The following is a 15,909-nucleotide window of genomic DNA, read 5'->3' as shown; positions in this document are numbered from 1 at the left end:
GGGGAGGCGAGGCGGGTCATCTGCTTCTGGACGGGACGGCCGACCAGGGCGGTGCCGCACGGTTACGTGCCGACGGCCACGGCGGCGTCCTGACGGTGGAGGATCGGTCCGTTCGCCGACACCGGCCTGCGGATACCGGCGTACTCGACGCAGAGCCGTGACGGTCGGGGCTCGACGCGGACGCGCTGTCGGCCCGGTGCCGAAGGTGGCGAAAACTGGCTGGAATTCGGTGCCATGGGTGCGGGGCCGCCCGCCCGACCCCCGTCCGGGAGGGCGGCCCCGCTGGTGTGATGGTCCGGTGGTGGCGCGTCGGTCAGTAGAGCTTGTTGACCGCGGTGGTGGTCGTCTTCTTGAAGGCCTTCACCGGCGCGCTCGTGAAGTCGCCCATCTGTCCCCACTGCACGACGGTGACGGTGCCGCCGTCCCGGCCGACGGAGACGAGGCCGATGTCCATGGCGCCCCAGGAGGCCCGGGTGTGCACGCCGTGGACGCGGGCACCCTCCTCGACCGGCAGGCTGCCGAAGCTGCGGTACTCGGCCTCGATGTCGGGATCGGCGTCGCTGCGCTCGACGCAGGACCGGATCTCCTTGTTGAGGCGCGTGGCGAGGGCCTTGGCCTTGGCGTTGTCGCCGACGACGACGTTGAGCTGCTGGGCGTTGGTCTCGAGGTCGGTGCGGAAGGTGCGGTGGCGCAGGTCGTAGGCGAGCAGCGCCTCGCCGAAGCAGTACTGCATCTCCTCCGGGATGCCGTCGGTGACCTTGCCGGCGGTCCAGGCGGAGGAGGGGTGCGGCGGGAGTTCGGACGCCGCGAGGAACTTCGGTGCGGGCGCTTTGGTCGCCGCGCCGGCCGGTGCGGCGGAGAGTGCGGCGCCTGCGGTGAGGCCGGCGACAGCGAGTGCGGCGAGCACGCCGGCTCGGATGCGCTTGGGCATGGTTGTCCCCCGTGAGTGAGATGAGAGCGTGAACGATCGGAACGCGGCCGTCACCGACGCCGGATGGTCCGTCCGGCTGGAGCCTGTGGCCCTGGTCGGTGCGACACCAAAAGCATCAGCCGTCACAGCGGGCGGCCGCAAGCGCTGCCGCCCGATCCGCGACGGTGGAACCATCCCAGCCCTTCTGACGTGCAGGTATATGGAGTGCCTGGGATGCCGTCCCGGGACGGGGAGGACGCGGGGGAACTGTGTCGGAAGTACAGGACGACGACGTCCAGGAGTTCGCGGCGTCGCTCAGCCGCCTGAAGGAACGCACCGATCGCAGTTACGGCCAACTGGCCCGCCGCCTGAACATGAACACCTCCACGCTGCACCGCTACTGCGCGGGCGACGCGGTCCCTCTCGACTTCGCGCCCGTGGAACGCTTCGCGGCGCTGTGCGGGGCGACAGCGGAGGAGCGGCTGGAGCTGCACCGGCTGTGGATCCTGGCGGTGGCGGCGCGCCAGCGGGCACGGACGGCGAGTCCTCCCGCGACGGCCGATTCCACAACAGCTTCTGCTGCTGCGGCTTCTCCTACGGCGGACAGCGTCCCCTCACCCGCTGACGACTCCCTCTCCGAACTGCCCGACGAACCGGCACCGACACCGACCGAGCCTCCCCGCCGCCCCTGGTACCGCCGCCGACACCTCCTGGTCTCCGCCGCCGTGGCGACGGCACTCCTCGCCACGCTCGGCAGCCTCTCCGCCCTGCCGGACAACGACCGTCCCCGGGCGAGCGACTCCGTCCAGGGCGCCGATCCGACCCGTACGACGGAGTCGGGCACCCCCCGCCCGAAGTCGGCCAAGTCCCCGAACGCCTCCCCCACCAATCCCTCGCCCTCGCCCTCGGTCGGCACGTCGAAGGAGTCTTCGGCGAAGCCCACCGAGACCGCCGGACAGCCCCCGAAGGAAGCCGACGACAAGCAGCCCTCGTCCGGCGTTCCCCTCACCTGGAGCGCCGACTCCCATGTCTGGAACGCGGGCTGCGGCCATGACTACGTCACCGCCAAGTCCCCGCAGCAGGTGCCCCCGCCGCCGGTCCCGCAGGACGCCGCAGTCTGGGCGGCGAGCCAGAGCGCGGTGCACGGCCGGCAGACGATGGTAGAGATCAGCGTGCAGGGGCGGACGTCGACGGCCGTCGTCCTGGAGGCGCTCCGGGTGCGCGTCGTGGGCCGCTCGGCGCCCCTTGAGGGCAACTCGTACGCCATGAACAACGGCTGCGGTGGCGCGCTGACGCCCCGCTACTTCGACGTCGACCTGGACAAGGACCGGCCCATCGCCCGCCCGGTCGACGGCAACGACTCGGGCGTCACCATCCCGGCGATGCGGCTGCCGTACCGCGTGTCCGCCGAGGACCCTGAGGTGCTGGTGGTCGACGCGCAGACGACCGGTTGCACCTGTGACTGGTACCTCGAACTCGACTGGTCCTCGCAGGGCCGTACCGGCACGGTCCGCATCGACGACCACGGCCGCCCGTTCCGCACGACGGGCATCAAGGGGCTGCCGCGCTACGAGTACGACACCTCGGCCCGTGCATGGAGGGCTTACAGCTAGGCGCGCCCCGTCACGCCTCCCACACCGCGGCCGCCGTACGGTCGTCGGCGTAGCCCTTCACGCGGACCTGGGTGTCGGCCAGGAACTCGGCGAGGCCGGGTGGTTGGGGGTCGGACCAGCGGCCGGTCAGGTGGGCGGCGAGTTCGGGTTCGCCGCGCAGGGGGTCGGCGAGGCCGCCCGTGCACATGAGGAGGGTGTCGCCCGGGCGGGCCACCGAGGCGCGGAAGCGGAAGGGCTCGCGGGGCTCCTCCAGGGCCGGGTCGTAGGGGCTCGGGGGTGTGGTGATGCCGAGGTCCATGGTGAGGCGGTCGCCCTCGGGGGTCTCGGCCGGCAAGGAGCCGAAGCCTAGGACGGGTTCGCCGGTGGCATCGGTGACGCGGGGCTCGATGTCCTGCCACTCGCCGTTCCGCAGGCGGAAGAGTCCGCCCCCTCCCATGCCGAAGAAGACGCGCGTACGGCACTCGGGGTCGGCGGGGAGCAGCAGACAGCGCAGGGTCGCCGCGTACTCCTCCGGCTCGATGCCCTGTTCCGCGGCGCTGGCGCGGAGTTTGCCGAGGCTGCGGTCGGTGAGGCGGTGCAGGCCGGACTTCAGGTCGCCGCGCCGCGCGGCCCTTATGTCCTCGGCGAGCCTCGGGTGGCTGCGTCCGACGGCCCGGCCGATCCAGTGGCAGGCCTCGGTGGCGGCGCGGTGCGCGTTCGGGGTGGCGCGGGCGCCGGTTGCCATCGCCACGAGGATCAGGGCGTGGTCGCCGGTGCCGAAGCGGGCGGTGAGGAGGGAGTCGCGGCGGGGTTCGCCCCGGTAGCGGGCGGAGTCGCCGCGTGTGGAGACGGCGCGCAGGGTGCAGGCGCCGTAGTGCGCGCCGTCCAGGACGGTGTCGGCGACCAGGTCGTCGAGGTCGTCCGGGTCCGCGGGTGGGAGTGCGGTGGGTTCGGGGGCGTAGGTGGGCGGGCCGCTGCCCACGTAGTCGAGGGAGGGCGGAGGGAGGGTGGGGACGTCGACCTGGGTCGCGGTGCGGGGCTCGTCGACGTCATGCGGCGGCGCCGCGCGCTGCGGGGGCGGCGCCTCCACCGTGAATCCCGGCGGCTTCGGCAGGCCCGCCGGGAAGGTCGACGGAACCTCCACGGCGTCCGCGCCCGTCCGCGGCGACGGAAGCGCGGGCCCCTTCCCCGACACCCCCGCCGCCGAGGCGAACCGGTCGTCCAGTGAGTCGGGCGCGGCCGTAGGGCCGGTGTCCTCGGCGTAGTCGCCGTACAGCTGCCCCCACCAGTCGTCCTCGTGACCGGTGGGCCTTCCCCCCTGCTGGCTCATGCCCCCAATTGTCCACCGCTCGGGCCGGATGAAAACGGGGCATCCGGAAAATCCGACCCCAAGAGGCGATACATGTCGCCGGGCAGCCCCACCCCCCACGGGAGAGCCGCCCGGCGACTGCTGTGTGACCCGGGCCCCGATCCCCTTCGCGCGCGTCAGCGCACGTCGTAGGCCCGGGTCACCATCTGGGTGACCGAAGTGCCGTTGGCGTCGGTCAGGACGGCCTTGAGTGTGACCGGCTTTCCTGTCGTTCCGCTGTGGTTCACGACCGCCTTCCAGCTCCCGTCGTCCTGCCGTTCCGTGCGCGCCTCGGTCCAGGTCGCGCCATCGTCGTACGAGTAGGCGAGCCCGGCTTCGGTCAGTTTGCCGGGCTCGTAGCCCGCATGCCCCGTCGCCGTGAGGGTGATCGCCTGACCGTCCTTTGCGGGGAGGGTCTTCAGGCCGTCCTCAGGCAGCGTGTACCGCGGGAACAGCAGCGGTATGCCCTGCGAGTACGTGTCCTCGGCCGCGGCCGAGCGGAAGGACCAGGTCGTCGTCGTGCTCGTCGAGCGATTCCAGGCGCGGGACGGAGGGCCGATCTTCGCGGTGTCGAGGGTGAGTTCGTACGTCGACTCCTCTGCCGGGACCGTGAACACCCCGAACGGATAGGGGCTTTGGCCGATCGTCTCGCCGCCCCGCCGCAGCGTCATGCTGCCGATGTCACCGAAGCTCCCCTGCACGCCCTGGTGTTGGCCGTCGCCCCAGAAGCCGGGCGCCACGCCGATCAGGTTGCCCTGCCGTTCGGCGGCGAGGGCCGGGCGGCCGCTGTCGTCGAGCGGGGCCGTCGGCACGAGGACACCGCCGTACCACTCCTCGGTCCGCCGCTCCCCCTTCTCGTACGTCCGCATGGGGTCGATCATGAACTCGCCCCACGGGAAGCTGCTGGACACCTCGTGCTCCCAGCCGGTGGTGCCCGGCGAGTGGTACTCGGTGCGCCGGAAGGGCGCGGGGACCGTCTCCAGTGCGCCGAAGTAGCCGGTCAGGCCGTTCGGACGGGTCATGGACGTCAAGTCGATGTGGTCGGTGGCGGCGGACGCCATCGAGCGGTACGTCGCCGTCGTCGCCGCCAGGTCCCGGTCCCGGACGCGGTAGGTGCGGTCGCCGCCGATCGGGCCGCTCTCCGGGAAGGCGAGGTTGTAGACGTACGGGCTGTTGGCGGTGGCCTTCCAGCGCAGGGTCACGTCCCCGGCCCCGAGCAGCGCCGCTGCCTCGTCCGCCGGGACGGCGAGCACCGGCAGCGGGCCGCCGGTGAAACCGGCCGACGGGTACCAGCGGCCCGGGGCGTCACGGTGGACGAGGACCGCCACGGCGCCCGCCGCCTTCGCACGCGTCGCGACCTCGTACGCGCTCCCGCCGTCCGGGATCCCGACGAGCGCGATCTTTCCGGCCGCTCCCGACAGTTCCTCCTCCGTACCGGACTTGGCGTCGAAGAGCGGCGCCCGGCCCGTGCCGTCGAGGTTGGCCGAGCTGAAGGAGGCGGTGGTCGGGTGCAGGGAGCGGCCGCCCGCCACCGCGAGTTCGGTGATCTGTGGGGCCGCCGCGCGCCAGAAGCTGTCGAACTCGAAGTCCCCGTCGCTCGCCCCGCCCGTGACGGAGGTGTAGTAGCCGCGCAGCTCGCGTCCGCCGGCCGCGGTGCCCGCGTGCAGCCAGGTGTCGTCCCAGCTGCGGGCGAACCCGAGGGTGGCGCCCCGGAGTTCGGTCGGCCGGTCCGTGCGGAGGGACAGGCGGTGGGCCTTGCGGGCGTCGAGGACGACGGTCGTGTCGTCGCGGATCCCCAGCTGCGGACGGCCGAGGTAGGTGAGGGAGTCGAGGAGCGCGCCCTCGGCCTCGGGGGTCGTGACGAAGCTGGACAGGAAGTATGCGCCGGGGCGGACCCGGTACGTCTGATCGCCTGCGCCTCCGTTGAAGCGGCGCTCGCCGGTCGCGTCGTCGGTGCCGATCAGGTCGACGGAGGAGGCTCCGTCGGCGGGCTTGCCGAGACGGTCGATCAGCTTGACGCGCAGGGTGACGGTCTCGGGCTGGACGTACAGCGCGAAGGGCGTGGAGACGGTCACGCCGCCGTCGGCCGTGGCGAGGACGCGCCCGGTGATGTCGCCGTACTGGGCCCGCAGAAGCGTGGCCGTCGGGTCGATCCGCAGCGGGACCTCGACCGTCGCGCCCGCCGGGACGGTGACCGAGCGGGCGTCGAGCCGGGCGACGGTGGAGCGGACGGTGGAGCCGTCGTTGCCGGTGACGGCGGGCACCGTCAGGTTCAACTCCACCGCCCTGTCCGTGGTGTTGGTGTAGGGCACGGCGACCGTCGTGCGGTCGCTCGCGTCCTGCGGCCAGGCGAAGGCGCCGGCCTGGAGCGCGGGTGCGCCCAGCACCTTCTGTCCGATCGCGGCGCCCACGTCGAGGCGCCCGCCGCCCGTCTCGCGCACGTCGCCGGGGACGTCCGGGTCGGCGGAGGCGACGAGGGCCGCCTTGATCCGCCGGGCGCTCCAGTCGGGGTGGCGCTGCTTGACGATGGCCGCCGCACCCGCGACATGCGGGGTCGCCATCGACGTACCGCTCATGGCTCGGTACGCGTACACGCCGCGCCCGCCGGCCTGCGCCGCGGAGATGCCGACGCCCGGTGCGGCGATCTCCGGCTTGAGGGTGTGCGAGCCGTACGCCGGGCCGCGGCTGGAGAAGGAGGCCGTGGAGTCGTCGCGGTCGACGGCGCCGACGGTGAGGACGCTCGGGGCGCAACCCGGGGACGAGACCGTGTTGTTGCCGGGTCCGGTGTTGCCCGCCGCGATGACGAAGAGCGTGTCCTCGCCGGCCCGGGCCAGCTCCTCCGTCGCCTGGGCCATCGGGTCCGTGCAGTCGGTGCGGGCCGGGTTGCCGAGGCTCATCGAGACGACGTCGGCGCCCTGGTCGACGGCCCACTGCATGCCGGCGATGATCCACGAGGTCTCGCCGGAGCCGTAGTCGTTGAGGACCTTGGCGTTGAGGAGGTCGGCGCCGGGGGCGACGCCCTTCTTCCTGCCGTCGCTCGCGGCGCCCGTGCCGCCGACGGTGGAGGTGGTGTGGGTGCCGTGGCCGTCGTGGTCCACGTCGTCCGGGGAGTCGGTGAAGTTCTTCGACGCGGTGATACGGCCCTTGAGGTCGGGGTGTTCGGCGTCGACGCCGGTGTCCAGGACGGCGACCTTGGTGCCCTTGCCGTCGTATCCGGCGGCCCAGGCCTCGGGGGCGTGCACCTGGCGGGTCGAGCGGTCGAGGGTGGCCTCGACCTTGGCGTCGAGCCACAGCTTCTTCAGGTCGCCGGCCGCGCGGGAACGGGGGTTGGTGAGATCCGCCCAGAAGTCGGCGGCCTTCTTCTTGTCGGCCTCCAGGGCGACCGCGTCGATCGGGTCGAGAACGAGGCCGCGTTCGGCGCCGCGCGGGGTGGGCGGGACGGCTCGGGCGACGGAGCGGTCGTAGGTCGCGATCAGCGGGAGCGTGCGGCGGTGCGCGTCGTCGTAGCCCTGGCGGACCAGGCCGGTCACGTTGAAGAGCTCCTCGTCGACCCGGCCGTCGGCGATCGCCTCGACCGCGGCCTCGGGGTAGACGTACAGGTCGTCGCCGGACCGGCGGGTCTGGGTGAACGGCGTCGTGCCGTCCGCGCCGGGCAGGGCGACCGCCCCGTCCCGGGTGACGAGGACGCGGTCACCGGTGACGAGGGTGACGACGGATCCGGCGCCGGTGTCGGGGGTGGCCCCGGGTGCGGGTACGGCGGTCGCCGCGTGCGTGGATGCGGCGGTTGCCGTGTGCGTGGGTACGGCTGTCGTCACGGCCAGGATGGCGGCGGTCGCCGCGCCCAGCGCCGTACGCGGTATCGCTCTCCCCAAGATCGTCTCTTCCCGTGCTGCCGTCTGCCCGGCGGCGCGAAAGCGCAGGCCAAGAAGGCCCAAGTCGGGCAAAGCGGGCGTTGGTTGATGCTGCGGTGGCGACACCTTGGCAGAGTGACGGGTGGTGCGACGATGATGTGTAGAGGCGGTTTTACGCCGTGGCCGTTTTCCGCCACGGACCGGACACCGGTGTTCGACTTGGGGAGGGGCGCGGCCCGATGCTGGGAGCGATTGGTCTCGACGAGACGCACGAGTCCGCGTACCGGGCCCTGGTGTCCGTGGGCGCCGCCGACATTCCGGATCTCGCGCGGCGGCTGACGCTCGGCGAGTACGACACCGAGCGCGCCCTGCGCCGACTGGAGCGGCACGGGCTCGCGGCCCAGTCCTCCGCGCGCCCCGGCCGCTGGGTCGCCGCACCGCCCGGGGTGGCGCTGGGCGCGCTGCTCACCCAGCAGCGGCACGAGCTGGAGAAGGCGGAGCTGGCCGCCGCGATGCTCGCCGAGGAGTACCGGGCGGGGGCCGGCGAGCCCGCCGTGCACGACCTGGTCGAGGTGGTGATCGGGGCGGCCGCGGTGTCGCAGCGGTTTCTGCAGCTCCAGCTCGGGGCGAGCGAGGAGGTGTGCGCGCTGGTCACCGGCAGCCCCGTCGCCGTCACCGGCATGGAGAACGACGCGGAGGAGCAGGCCGCCGACCGCGGCGTGCGCTACCGGGTGGTCCTGGAGCGCTCCGTCCTGGACCAGCCGCACGGCATCACCGAGCTGTCCGCCGCGCTCGGCCGCGAGGAGCAGGTACGGGTCGTGGACCAGGTCCCGACCAAGCTGGTGATCGCCGACCGCACCCTCGCCCTCGTGCCGCTCACCTCGCACACCTCGGAGCCGGCCGCGCTGGTCGTCCACGCGAGCGGGCTCCTGGAGCTGCTCTCCGGGCTGTTCGAGTCGGTGTGGCGGGAGGCTCTGCCGGTACGGCTCGGCACGTCCGGCGTCACCGAGCAGCAGCCGGACGGGCCCGACGAGACCGACCTGGAGGTGCTCTCCCTGCTGCTGGCCGGCCTGACCGACGCGAGCGTGGCCAAGCAGCTGGACCTGGGCCTCAGGACCGTGCAGCGCCGGGTGAAGCGGCTGATGGAGCTGACCGGGGTGACGACTCGGCTGCAGCTGGGGTGGCACGCGTACGAGCGGGGGTGGGTGGCCCGGGAGCGACAAGGGTGACGGGGATAGCGGGGTAACGGGGATAGCACGGATATCGGGGATGACGGGGATGCGCCGACGGCGTGATCGCTGATCTGCGCGTTCTCGTCGGCTCCGGCACTCTGGTCAGATGGGAGTGTGGGACCTCCTGCTGGTCGGCCTGGTCCTCCTGCTCGGCCTGTGCGGAGTACTGGTGCCCGGGGTGCCGGGGTCGTGGCTGGTGTGGGCGGCGATCATGTGGTGGGCGCTGAAGGACCCCCAGCCGGTCGCGTGGGGGGTGCTCGTGGGGGCCACCGTCGCGCTGTTCCTCGCCCAGGTGGTGCGCTGGGCACTGCCGCCCCGCCGGCTGCGCCCGAGCTGGGCGAGCCGTCGTATGGCGGCGTACGCCGGAGCGGGATCCTTCTTCGGCTTCTTCCTGATCCCCGTCCTGGGCGCGATCCCCGGCTTCATGGCCGGCATCTACATCGAGGAACGCCTCCGCCTCGGCCGCCACGGCGAGGCGATGGCCGCGCTGCGGACGGCGATGCGGTCGGGCGGGTCGAGCGTGCTGACGGAGCTGTTCACCTGCGAGCTGATCGCGGGGGCGTGGTTGGGTGCGGTGATCTGGGGCTGATACATCGGGTCTCTCCTGCTGTATTGACGGTTCGACACCCCTTCTCTACGTTGCGTCGCGAGATAGCTCCGATGAATCGCCGTGCAGATGGAGGCGCAATGCCCAGCCCGTCCAGACGTACCGTGCTCGCCACCGGATCCGCTCTCGGCGGGACCCTCCTCACCGGCGGGCTCCCCGCCCAGGCAAGCGCGGCCGACCCCGAAACCGACGGCAAGGCCACCTACGACGCCCGTTCCGACCCTTGGCGCACCGTCCTCGCCGACGCCGACCTCGTCTGGCAGCGCATGCCCACGACCTGGTACGAGGGCCCCTTCCTCGGCAACGGCTTCCTCGGTTCCGGCATCTACGCCGAGCCGGGCGCCGAGACGAGCGCCGTCCGCTTCAACGTCCAGCACTCCGAGGTGCAGGACCACCGCCCCGAGTACGGCTCGCTCTTCGGGCTGGCCCGCCTCCCGATCGGCCACTTCACGCTGGAGCCGGTGGGCACGATCACCGGCCTGGACTGGCGGCTCGGCCTGCGGGACGCCGAACTGACCGGCACGCTCACCACGGACCGGGGCACGCTCGCCCTGCGCGCCCTGGTCCACACCGACCGCTCGGTCCTCGCCATCGAGGTCACCCCGAGCGCGGGTGAGCGCGGCTTCCGGTGGGTGTTCCACCCGGCGGACGCGATCAGCCCCCGCGCGGCCTTCAAACCGCTCCCCGACGGCTACCGGGGCAATCCACCCGCCGAGGTCGCCGAGTACGACGGAGTGTCAGCCGCCGTACAGCCGCTGCTGGCGGGCGGGCAGCACGTGACGGCGTGGCGGGAGCGACGCCGGGGCGCGGCGCGGACGCTGTACGTCCATGTCGCGCACTCGCACCCGGGGACGACGGCGCTGGACCGGGCGCTCAGGGCCGTACGCAGCGCGAGTCCGCTCCCCTACTCCGCCCTGGCGCTGACGCACCGTGCCTGGTGGCACGCCTACTACCGCAAGAGCTTCCTCTCCGTCCCCGACGCCCGCCTCCAGCGCTTCTACTGGATCCAGCTCTACAAGACCGCCTCCGCCGCCCGCCGCGACGCCCCGGTGATGGCGACCTGCGGCCCCTGGCTGGAGCCCACGCCCTGGCCCAACACCTGGTGGAACCTCAACGCCCAGCTGGAGTACTGGCTGATCCACGGCTCCAACCATCTCGAACTCGACGCGATCACCCGGTCGCTCGGCGAGTTCCGGGACAACCTGGCCAAGGAGACGGCGGCCCCGTACCGCGCCGACTCCCTCGGCATCCCGCGCACCACGGATCCCCAACTGGTCAACGGCGCCACCAGCACCCTCATGGGCTACGGCGTCGGCATCCCCGGCCAGGATCCGCCGACCCCCGAGGTCGGCAACCTCACCTGGGCACTGCACAACGTCTGGCTCAGCTACCGCCACACGATGGACGAGTCGATCCTCAGGGACGTCCTCTTCCCCCTGCTCCGCAAGGCGATCGCCTACTACCTGCACTTCCTGGAGCCCGGCCCGGACGGCCGACTCCACCTCCCGGCCACCTTCTCCCCGGAGTACGGCGGCAACTCACGGGACTGCAACTACGACCTGATGCTGCTGACCTGGGGCTGCCGCACGCTCCTCGACTCGGCCGAACTCCTCGGCATCGACGACGAGTCGGCGCCGCGCTGGCGCGAGGTGCTGGCCAGGCGGGCGCCGTACCCGACCGACGCGAACGGCTTCATGATCGGCGCGGACATCCCCTTCGCGAAGTCCCACCGCCACTACTCGCACCTGCTCGCGGTGTACCCCCTGTACGAGCTGACCGGCCGCACGCCCGACGAACGCGCCCTGATCGAGCGGTCGTTGGCCCACTGGGTGGGCTTCGAAGGTGCCCTGCAGGGCTACACCTTCACCGGCGCGGCGTCGATGTCGGCGCTGCTCGGCAAGGGCGAGGACGCGCTGAGGTACCTGGGCGAGCTGATGTCCCGCTTCGTCCAGCCCAACACCATGTACCAGGAGTCGGGCCCGGTCATCGAGACCCCGCTGTCGGCGGCCCAGTCCCTGCACGACATGGTCTGCCAGTCCTGGGGCGGAGTGATCCGCGTCTTCCCGGCCCTCCCCGCCGCCTGGGCCGACCTGACGGTGCAGGACTTCCGCACGCAGGGCGCCTTCCTGCTGTCGGCGGTCCGCGAGGGCGGGGCCACCCGCTGGGTGCGGCTCACCAGCGAGGCGGGCGCCCCCTGCGTCGTACGGCACGGCATCACCGGACCGGTCGAGGTGCGGGACGACCGAGGCCGGCCACTGCGGCACTCCGACACCGACGAGGGGGCGATCCGCATAGCCCTGCCGAAGGGCCGGTCGGCCCTGATCACCGCGCGCGGCGACCGCCCGGACCTGAGGATCGCCCCGGTGCGGCCGAACGCGGAGGCACCCCCGTGGGGGCTGCCGCGCACGGAGTAGGCCGACGGACCTAGCGCGTGTCCCTCCGATGGGTTGGTCAGTTGATCGGATGCGCCTGTCCGGTTAGTGATCACCGATGCGATGTGGGACCGGATCGAGCCGCTGATGCCGGCAGATCCAGTCCGCGGACGGCGTTGGGCCGACCACCGCCGCGCCCTTGAGGCCATCACGTGGAAGTACCGCACCAACTCACCCTGGCGGGACCTCCCCGACAAGCCCGGCTCGTTCCAGACCGCCCGCAAACGGCCGATCAGATGGGCCGTCGACGGCACCTGGGAGATGATCCTCGCCGCCGTCCTGGCAGCGCGGACGCCGACGACGACATCGACTGGACGGTGCCGATGGACTCCACCGTCGTCCGGGCTCACCAGCACGCTGCCGGAGCACGGCCTTTAGCTTTCACCGTCACCGCGGGCCAGGCTGGTGACGTACCCGCCTTCGAGACGGTGATGCCCCGCACCCACGTGCCCCGAGGCGACGTGGGCAGGCCACGGACCCGGCCACTGGTTGCCCTGACCGACCGCGCGTGTTCCTCCCGTGCCATCCGCGGCCACCTGCGGCACCGGGGCATCCGCGCGGTCATCCCACAGCCGTCCGACCAGATCGGCCACCGCCAGCGACAGGGACGCCGAGGCGGCCGTCCGTCCGGTTTCGATGCCGAGGCATACAAGCAGCGGAACACCGTCGAGCGGTGCATCAATCGCCTGGGGCAGTGGCGCGGCCTTGCCACGCGAACGGACAAGCTCGCGATCGCCTGCCAGGCCGCACTCCAAGTGATGAACAGGCCATGGATGTCTTCCGGGAACAAGGCCCCCCGCGACTGGGTGACCGGGGCTCCCGAGACATTCCACGCCATGGCCGTGGCGGATCTTCCGCAGGTCCCGGTGCAGCCCGAATCGAATGACGTCAATCGCGGCAGCGGTTCTCACCCTGGAGCGGCAACGCTGAAAAGGCTCATTGCCTGCTTGGGACCGTTGCCGGCGTGGCGCTTGTCGCGGGCGTACATGACGGTCGCCTTTCCGCCGCCGGGAGTGCGGCGGTCCATCTCGGACAACGAGCCCATCGCCACCCCAAGGTCGTGACGACACCGTAGGAGACCACCGCCAGAAGCGCAGCCAGAGGTTCAAGTTGCCGGCTCAGCCAGTCTCGCCAAGGGAGAGCTGAGAAACTGCACCCGTTGACGACTGGCTTAACCGAAGAGGCCGCTACCCAGGTACTTGTAGCCGGAGTCGGGTGCCAGCGTGACGACGGCTGTCTCTCGCGGCAGCTGGGCCGCGAGGCGCACCGCCCCATGGACGTTGGCACCGCCTGAGACACCGGTGAAGATGCCTTCCTCCTCGGCCAGGCGGGACGTTGTCGCAAACGCGTCGTCGTCGCTGACGATGTCGACCGCGTCGACGGCGTCAATGTCGAACAGCGGTGGGGCGAAGCCACTCCAGCCCTGCATCGCGAAGACGCCCTGGGTGCCGGCGGTGATACCTGGCGATCCGGCCGGCTCCAAGCCGACGATTCGGGTGCGCGGGTCGCGTCGACGGATCGCTGCTGCCACACCGAGCAGGGACGCGCCACTGCCGATACCGGTGCAGAACGCTGTCACTGGCAGGTGCGCGCTCTGGTTCAGGATCTCCATGCCGAGTCCGTCGCGCAGACCGGCGACCACATACGGGTTGTTGAACTGGTCGGTGAAGTAGTGGCCCGGTTGTTGGGCGAGGTCGGCCGCGCGGACACGCATCGCGTCGATGTCGGCCGGCGTGACCGTACCGGGTGCGATGGCGGCGTCGAGCACCTCCACGTCGGCGCCGAGTGCCCGCATCAGCCGCCGCGGCTCGTCGCTGAAGCAGGCCGACGTGACGATTTTGAGCCGGTACCCCTTGACCGCGCAGACCAGCGCGAGCCCCGGGCCGGTGCTGCCGCCGGTGTACTCGACGATCGTCATCCCCGGCATGAGCCTGCCGTCACGTTCGGCTCCCTCGACCATCGCCAACGCCAGCCGGTCTTTCATGGCGCCAGTTGGGTTGAGGTATTCGAGCTTCACCAGCACCCGGGCACCGGTGGAGGGCGCGAGATGCTGCAGTTCCACGAGCGGCGTGTTGCCGATCGCGGCCAGCGTTCCTGGTCGCATCGCCTTACCCTCTGCCGGTTGTGACAGGCACGGCCCCGCCCACAGCGTGTGCGACGGCGGCGTAGGCGAAGGCGCGCACGATCGGATGACGCCGCCCGTCATCGATGGCGAGTTCGGGTTGGAAGAGCGTGCTCAGGAAGAAGGGATGTCCTGGTAGTTCGGCGATGCGCACCTCGGGGCCGTCGTGACCGGTGAACCGCATGCCGTGCGCGGACAGGACATCCAGGTACTGGGGATTGAGCCCGTACCCGCAGTGGTAGCGCTCCACGGTCCGGTCCACGCCGAGGATACGTTCGGCCGCCGAGCCCGGGGTGATGCTGACCATGCCCTCGTGCCCGACGAGGGAGCAGGCCAGGGGTGCGATCAGCGGGCTCTCTGCGTTCGGAGTGTTCTCGGCGTGCCCGGCGGTGGTGAGCCCGCAGACGTTGCGCGCGAACTCCAGCAGTGTGTGTTGAAACCCACCGCAGGTACCGAGGTAGGCGATGCCGTTTTCCCGGGCGGTACGGGCCGCCTGGAGCGCGCCGGTCTCGCTGCGATACGGGCTGCCGGGCAGCAGCCAGATGCCGTCGAACTGGTCCAGCCTGGTGGCGTGCGCCTCCTCGGTCGGTACCCAGTAGGCGTCCAAGGCAATTCCGTCCCGCTGCCGCAGGGCTTCCAGCAGGAGGGGTATCCGCGTGTGGGACCGTACGTGCGGCGACCGGTCGCCCACGAGTGCCACCTTCGCCGTATGTGTCTCGTCGTTGCTCTCCATGGGCTCATCGTGCGCAGGCCGCAGTTATTAGTCCAACGAGAAATCGTCGTTGAAGTATCAGAGATACTTATAGTCATGGACGTCAACCTCCTGCGCACTTTCGTGGCGGTAGCCCGTAAAGGGTCTTTCTCCGACGCCGCATGCGACCTCGGCTACACCCAGTCCGCGGTTTCCCAGCAGGTCGCCGCGTTGGAGAAGGACCTCGGGGTGCAACTGCTGCATCGTCGCCCGGTCATCCCGACCGAGGCCGGGCAGCGCCTGCTGGAGCACGCCACGCCGATCCTGCTGCGTCTCAACGCCGCCCGGACCGACGTCCAGCGCCTGTCAGGCGAACCGCCGGCCCGTCTGACCCTCGGGGCGTCGCCGCTCGCCGACGTCCGGCACACCATCGCCAGACTCACCGAACTGCAGCGCTCGATGCCGCGATTGACGATCGTCGTGAGAACCATGGGCCGTGATGGTGTCCTCGAGGCCGTCGCCAACGGCGACGCGGACCTTGGTCTCGTCGACGGAGTCACCGCCGCCAGCGACCCGCTCCGCCTGCTCGACAGCGGTCCGCTCACCACGGTCGCCCTGACCGAAGAATCCGTCGCTGTGGCCCTGCCCGGCACGCACCCCCTGGCAAGCCGTAGCTGGCTCCGTCTGGAGGATCTCGTTGACGCTGTCTGGATCGACGCACCGGACGTCGCCACACCGCTGGACCGGCTGCGGGCCCTCGCACGCACCGACGGGTTCCACTCCAGCCTCCGCTGCGACGGCACCGATCTGCGCGGTCTCCTAGCCCTCGTCGCGGCCGGCGCCGGGCTCGCCCTGCTTCCCGCGTCCGCCGTGCAACACCACCGAGAGGGCGAACCCGATGTGACCGGTGTCCCGCTCTCGACTCCCCACCTCGTCCAGCGCACCGAACTCGTCCACGGCAGCCTGACGGGTCCCGCCACGACGCTCACGGCGGCGATCCACCGGCACGCCGTAACAGGCCGACACTGACCCTCGACCGCGTACCAACATCACCAGACTCCGAGCCGGCATGGCCGATTCCGGCCCCCACAGGACCTGCGACGCCCGGCTCCACCGACCGGTCA

Annotated in this window: 10 protein-coding genes and 2 pseudogenes; 7 read left to right on the top strand and 5 right to left on the bottom strand. The window is 71.6% G+C overall.

The window, feature by feature from the left end:
• Positions 1-313: 313 nt before the first annotated feature.
• Entirely contained in the window at positions 314-931 is a 618-nt protein-coding gene (locus BLU79_RS39265; RefSeq protein ID WP_093910813.1) for a hypothetical protein, read from the bottom strand.
• A 248-nt stretch (positions 932-1,179) separates the two neighbouring features.
• Here BLU79_RS39265 and BLU79_RS39260 point away from each other — a divergent pair, with 248 nt between their 5' ends.
• Entirely contained in the window at positions 1,180-2,523 is a 1,344-nt protein-coding gene (locus tag BLU79_RS39260) for a helix-turn-helix domain-containing protein (RefSeq protein ID WP_093910812.1), read from the top strand.
• Between the two features lie 10 nt (positions 2,524-2,533).
• Here BLU79_RS39260 and BLU79_RS39255 read toward each other — a convergent pair whose 3' ends face one another.
• Together BLU79_RS39255 and BLU79_RS39250 are read right to left on the bottom strand one after the other, a co-directional pair.
• Positions 2,534-3,832 (bottom strand): protein phosphatase 2C domain-containing protein, encoded by a 1,299-nt coding sequence (locus BLU79_RS39255; RefSeq protein ID WP_093910811.1) that lies wholly within the window; start codon positions 3,830-3,832, stop codon positions 2,534-2,536.
• Positions 3,833-3,987: 155 nt separating this feature from the next.
• Positions 3,988-7,722, bottom strand: coding sequence for a S8 family peptidase (locus BLU79_RS39250; protein WP_093910810.1), 3,735 nt, complete (start codon positions 7,720-7,722; stop codon positions 3,988-3,990).
• A gap of 218 nt (positions 7,723-7,940) precedes the next feature.
• On the opposite strand from BLU79_RS39250, the gene BLU79_RS39245 reads away from it, so the two are divergent.
• From BLU79_RS39245 to BLU79_RS47630, 5 genes and pseudogenes are all read left to right on the top strand, one after another.
• A complete protein-coding gene (locus tag BLU79_RS39245; RefSeq protein ID WP_093910809.1) occupies positions 7,941-8,930 on the top strand; it encodes a helix-turn-helix transcriptional regulator in 990 nt (329 codons plus the stop codon).
• Positions 8,931-9,039: 109 nt separating this feature from the next.
• Positions 9,040-9,522 (top strand): DUF456 domain-containing protein, encoded by a 483-nt coding sequence (locus tag BLU79_RS39240; protein WP_093910808.1) that lies wholly within the window; start codon positions 9,040-9,042, stop codon positions 9,520-9,522.
• A gap of 98 nt (positions 9,523-9,620) precedes the next feature.
• Positions 9,621-11,954: a glycosyl hydrolase family 95 catalytic domain-containing protein gene (locus BLU79_RS39235; RefSeq protein WP_093910807.1), complete on the top strand. Its 2,334-nt coding sequence runs from the start codon at positions 9,621-9,623 to the stop codon at positions 11,952-11,954.
• An 81-nt stretch (positions 11,955-12,035) separates the two neighbouring features.
• A pseudogene (locus tag BLU79_RS39230) lies at positions 12,036-12,730 on the top strand (transposase); the annotation flags it as partial.
• 85 nt (positions 12,731-12,815) lie between these two features.
• Positions 12,816-12,902 (top strand): annotated as a pseudogene (locus BLU79_RS47630) (IS5/IS1182 family transposase); the annotation flags it as partial.
• 241 nt (positions 12,903-13,143) lie between these two features.
• Here the strand turns inward: BLU79_RS47630 and BLU79_RS39225 are convergent.
• Positions 13,144-14,076 carry a PLP-dependent cysteine synthase family protein gene (locus BLU79_RS39225; protein WP_093910806.1) on the bottom strand — a complete coding sequence of 311 codons (933 nt, stop codon included), beginning with the start codon at positions 14,074-14,076 and terminating at the stop codon, positions 13,144-13,146.
• A gap of 4 nt (positions 14,077-14,080) precedes the next feature.
• Positions 14,081-14,827: a CTP synthase C-terminal region-related (seleno)protein gene (locus tag BLU79_RS39220; RefSeq protein WP_093910805.1), complete on the bottom strand. Its 747-nt coding sequence runs from the start codon at positions 14,825-14,827 to the stop codon at positions 14,081-14,083.
• A 75-nt stretch (positions 14,828-14,902) separates the two neighbouring features.
• On the opposite strand from BLU79_RS39220, the gene BLU79_RS39215 reads away from it, so the two are divergent.
• On the top strand, positions 14,903-15,814 hold the full coding sequence (locus BLU79_RS39215) for a LysR family transcriptional regulator (protein WP_093910804.1): 912 nt from the start codon (positions 14,903-14,905) through the stop codon (positions 15,812-15,814).
• Positions 15,815-15,909 lie beyond the last annotated feature (95 nt).

Source organism: Streptomyces sp. cf386 (assembly GCF_900103585.1).
Classification (GTDB): domain Bacteria; phylum Actinomycetota; class Actinomycetes; order Streptomycetales; family Streptomycetaceae; genus Streptomyces.
The sequence above is the reverse complement of the archived record's forward strand: the minus strand, read 5'-3'. Positions and strand labels throughout refer to the sequence as shown.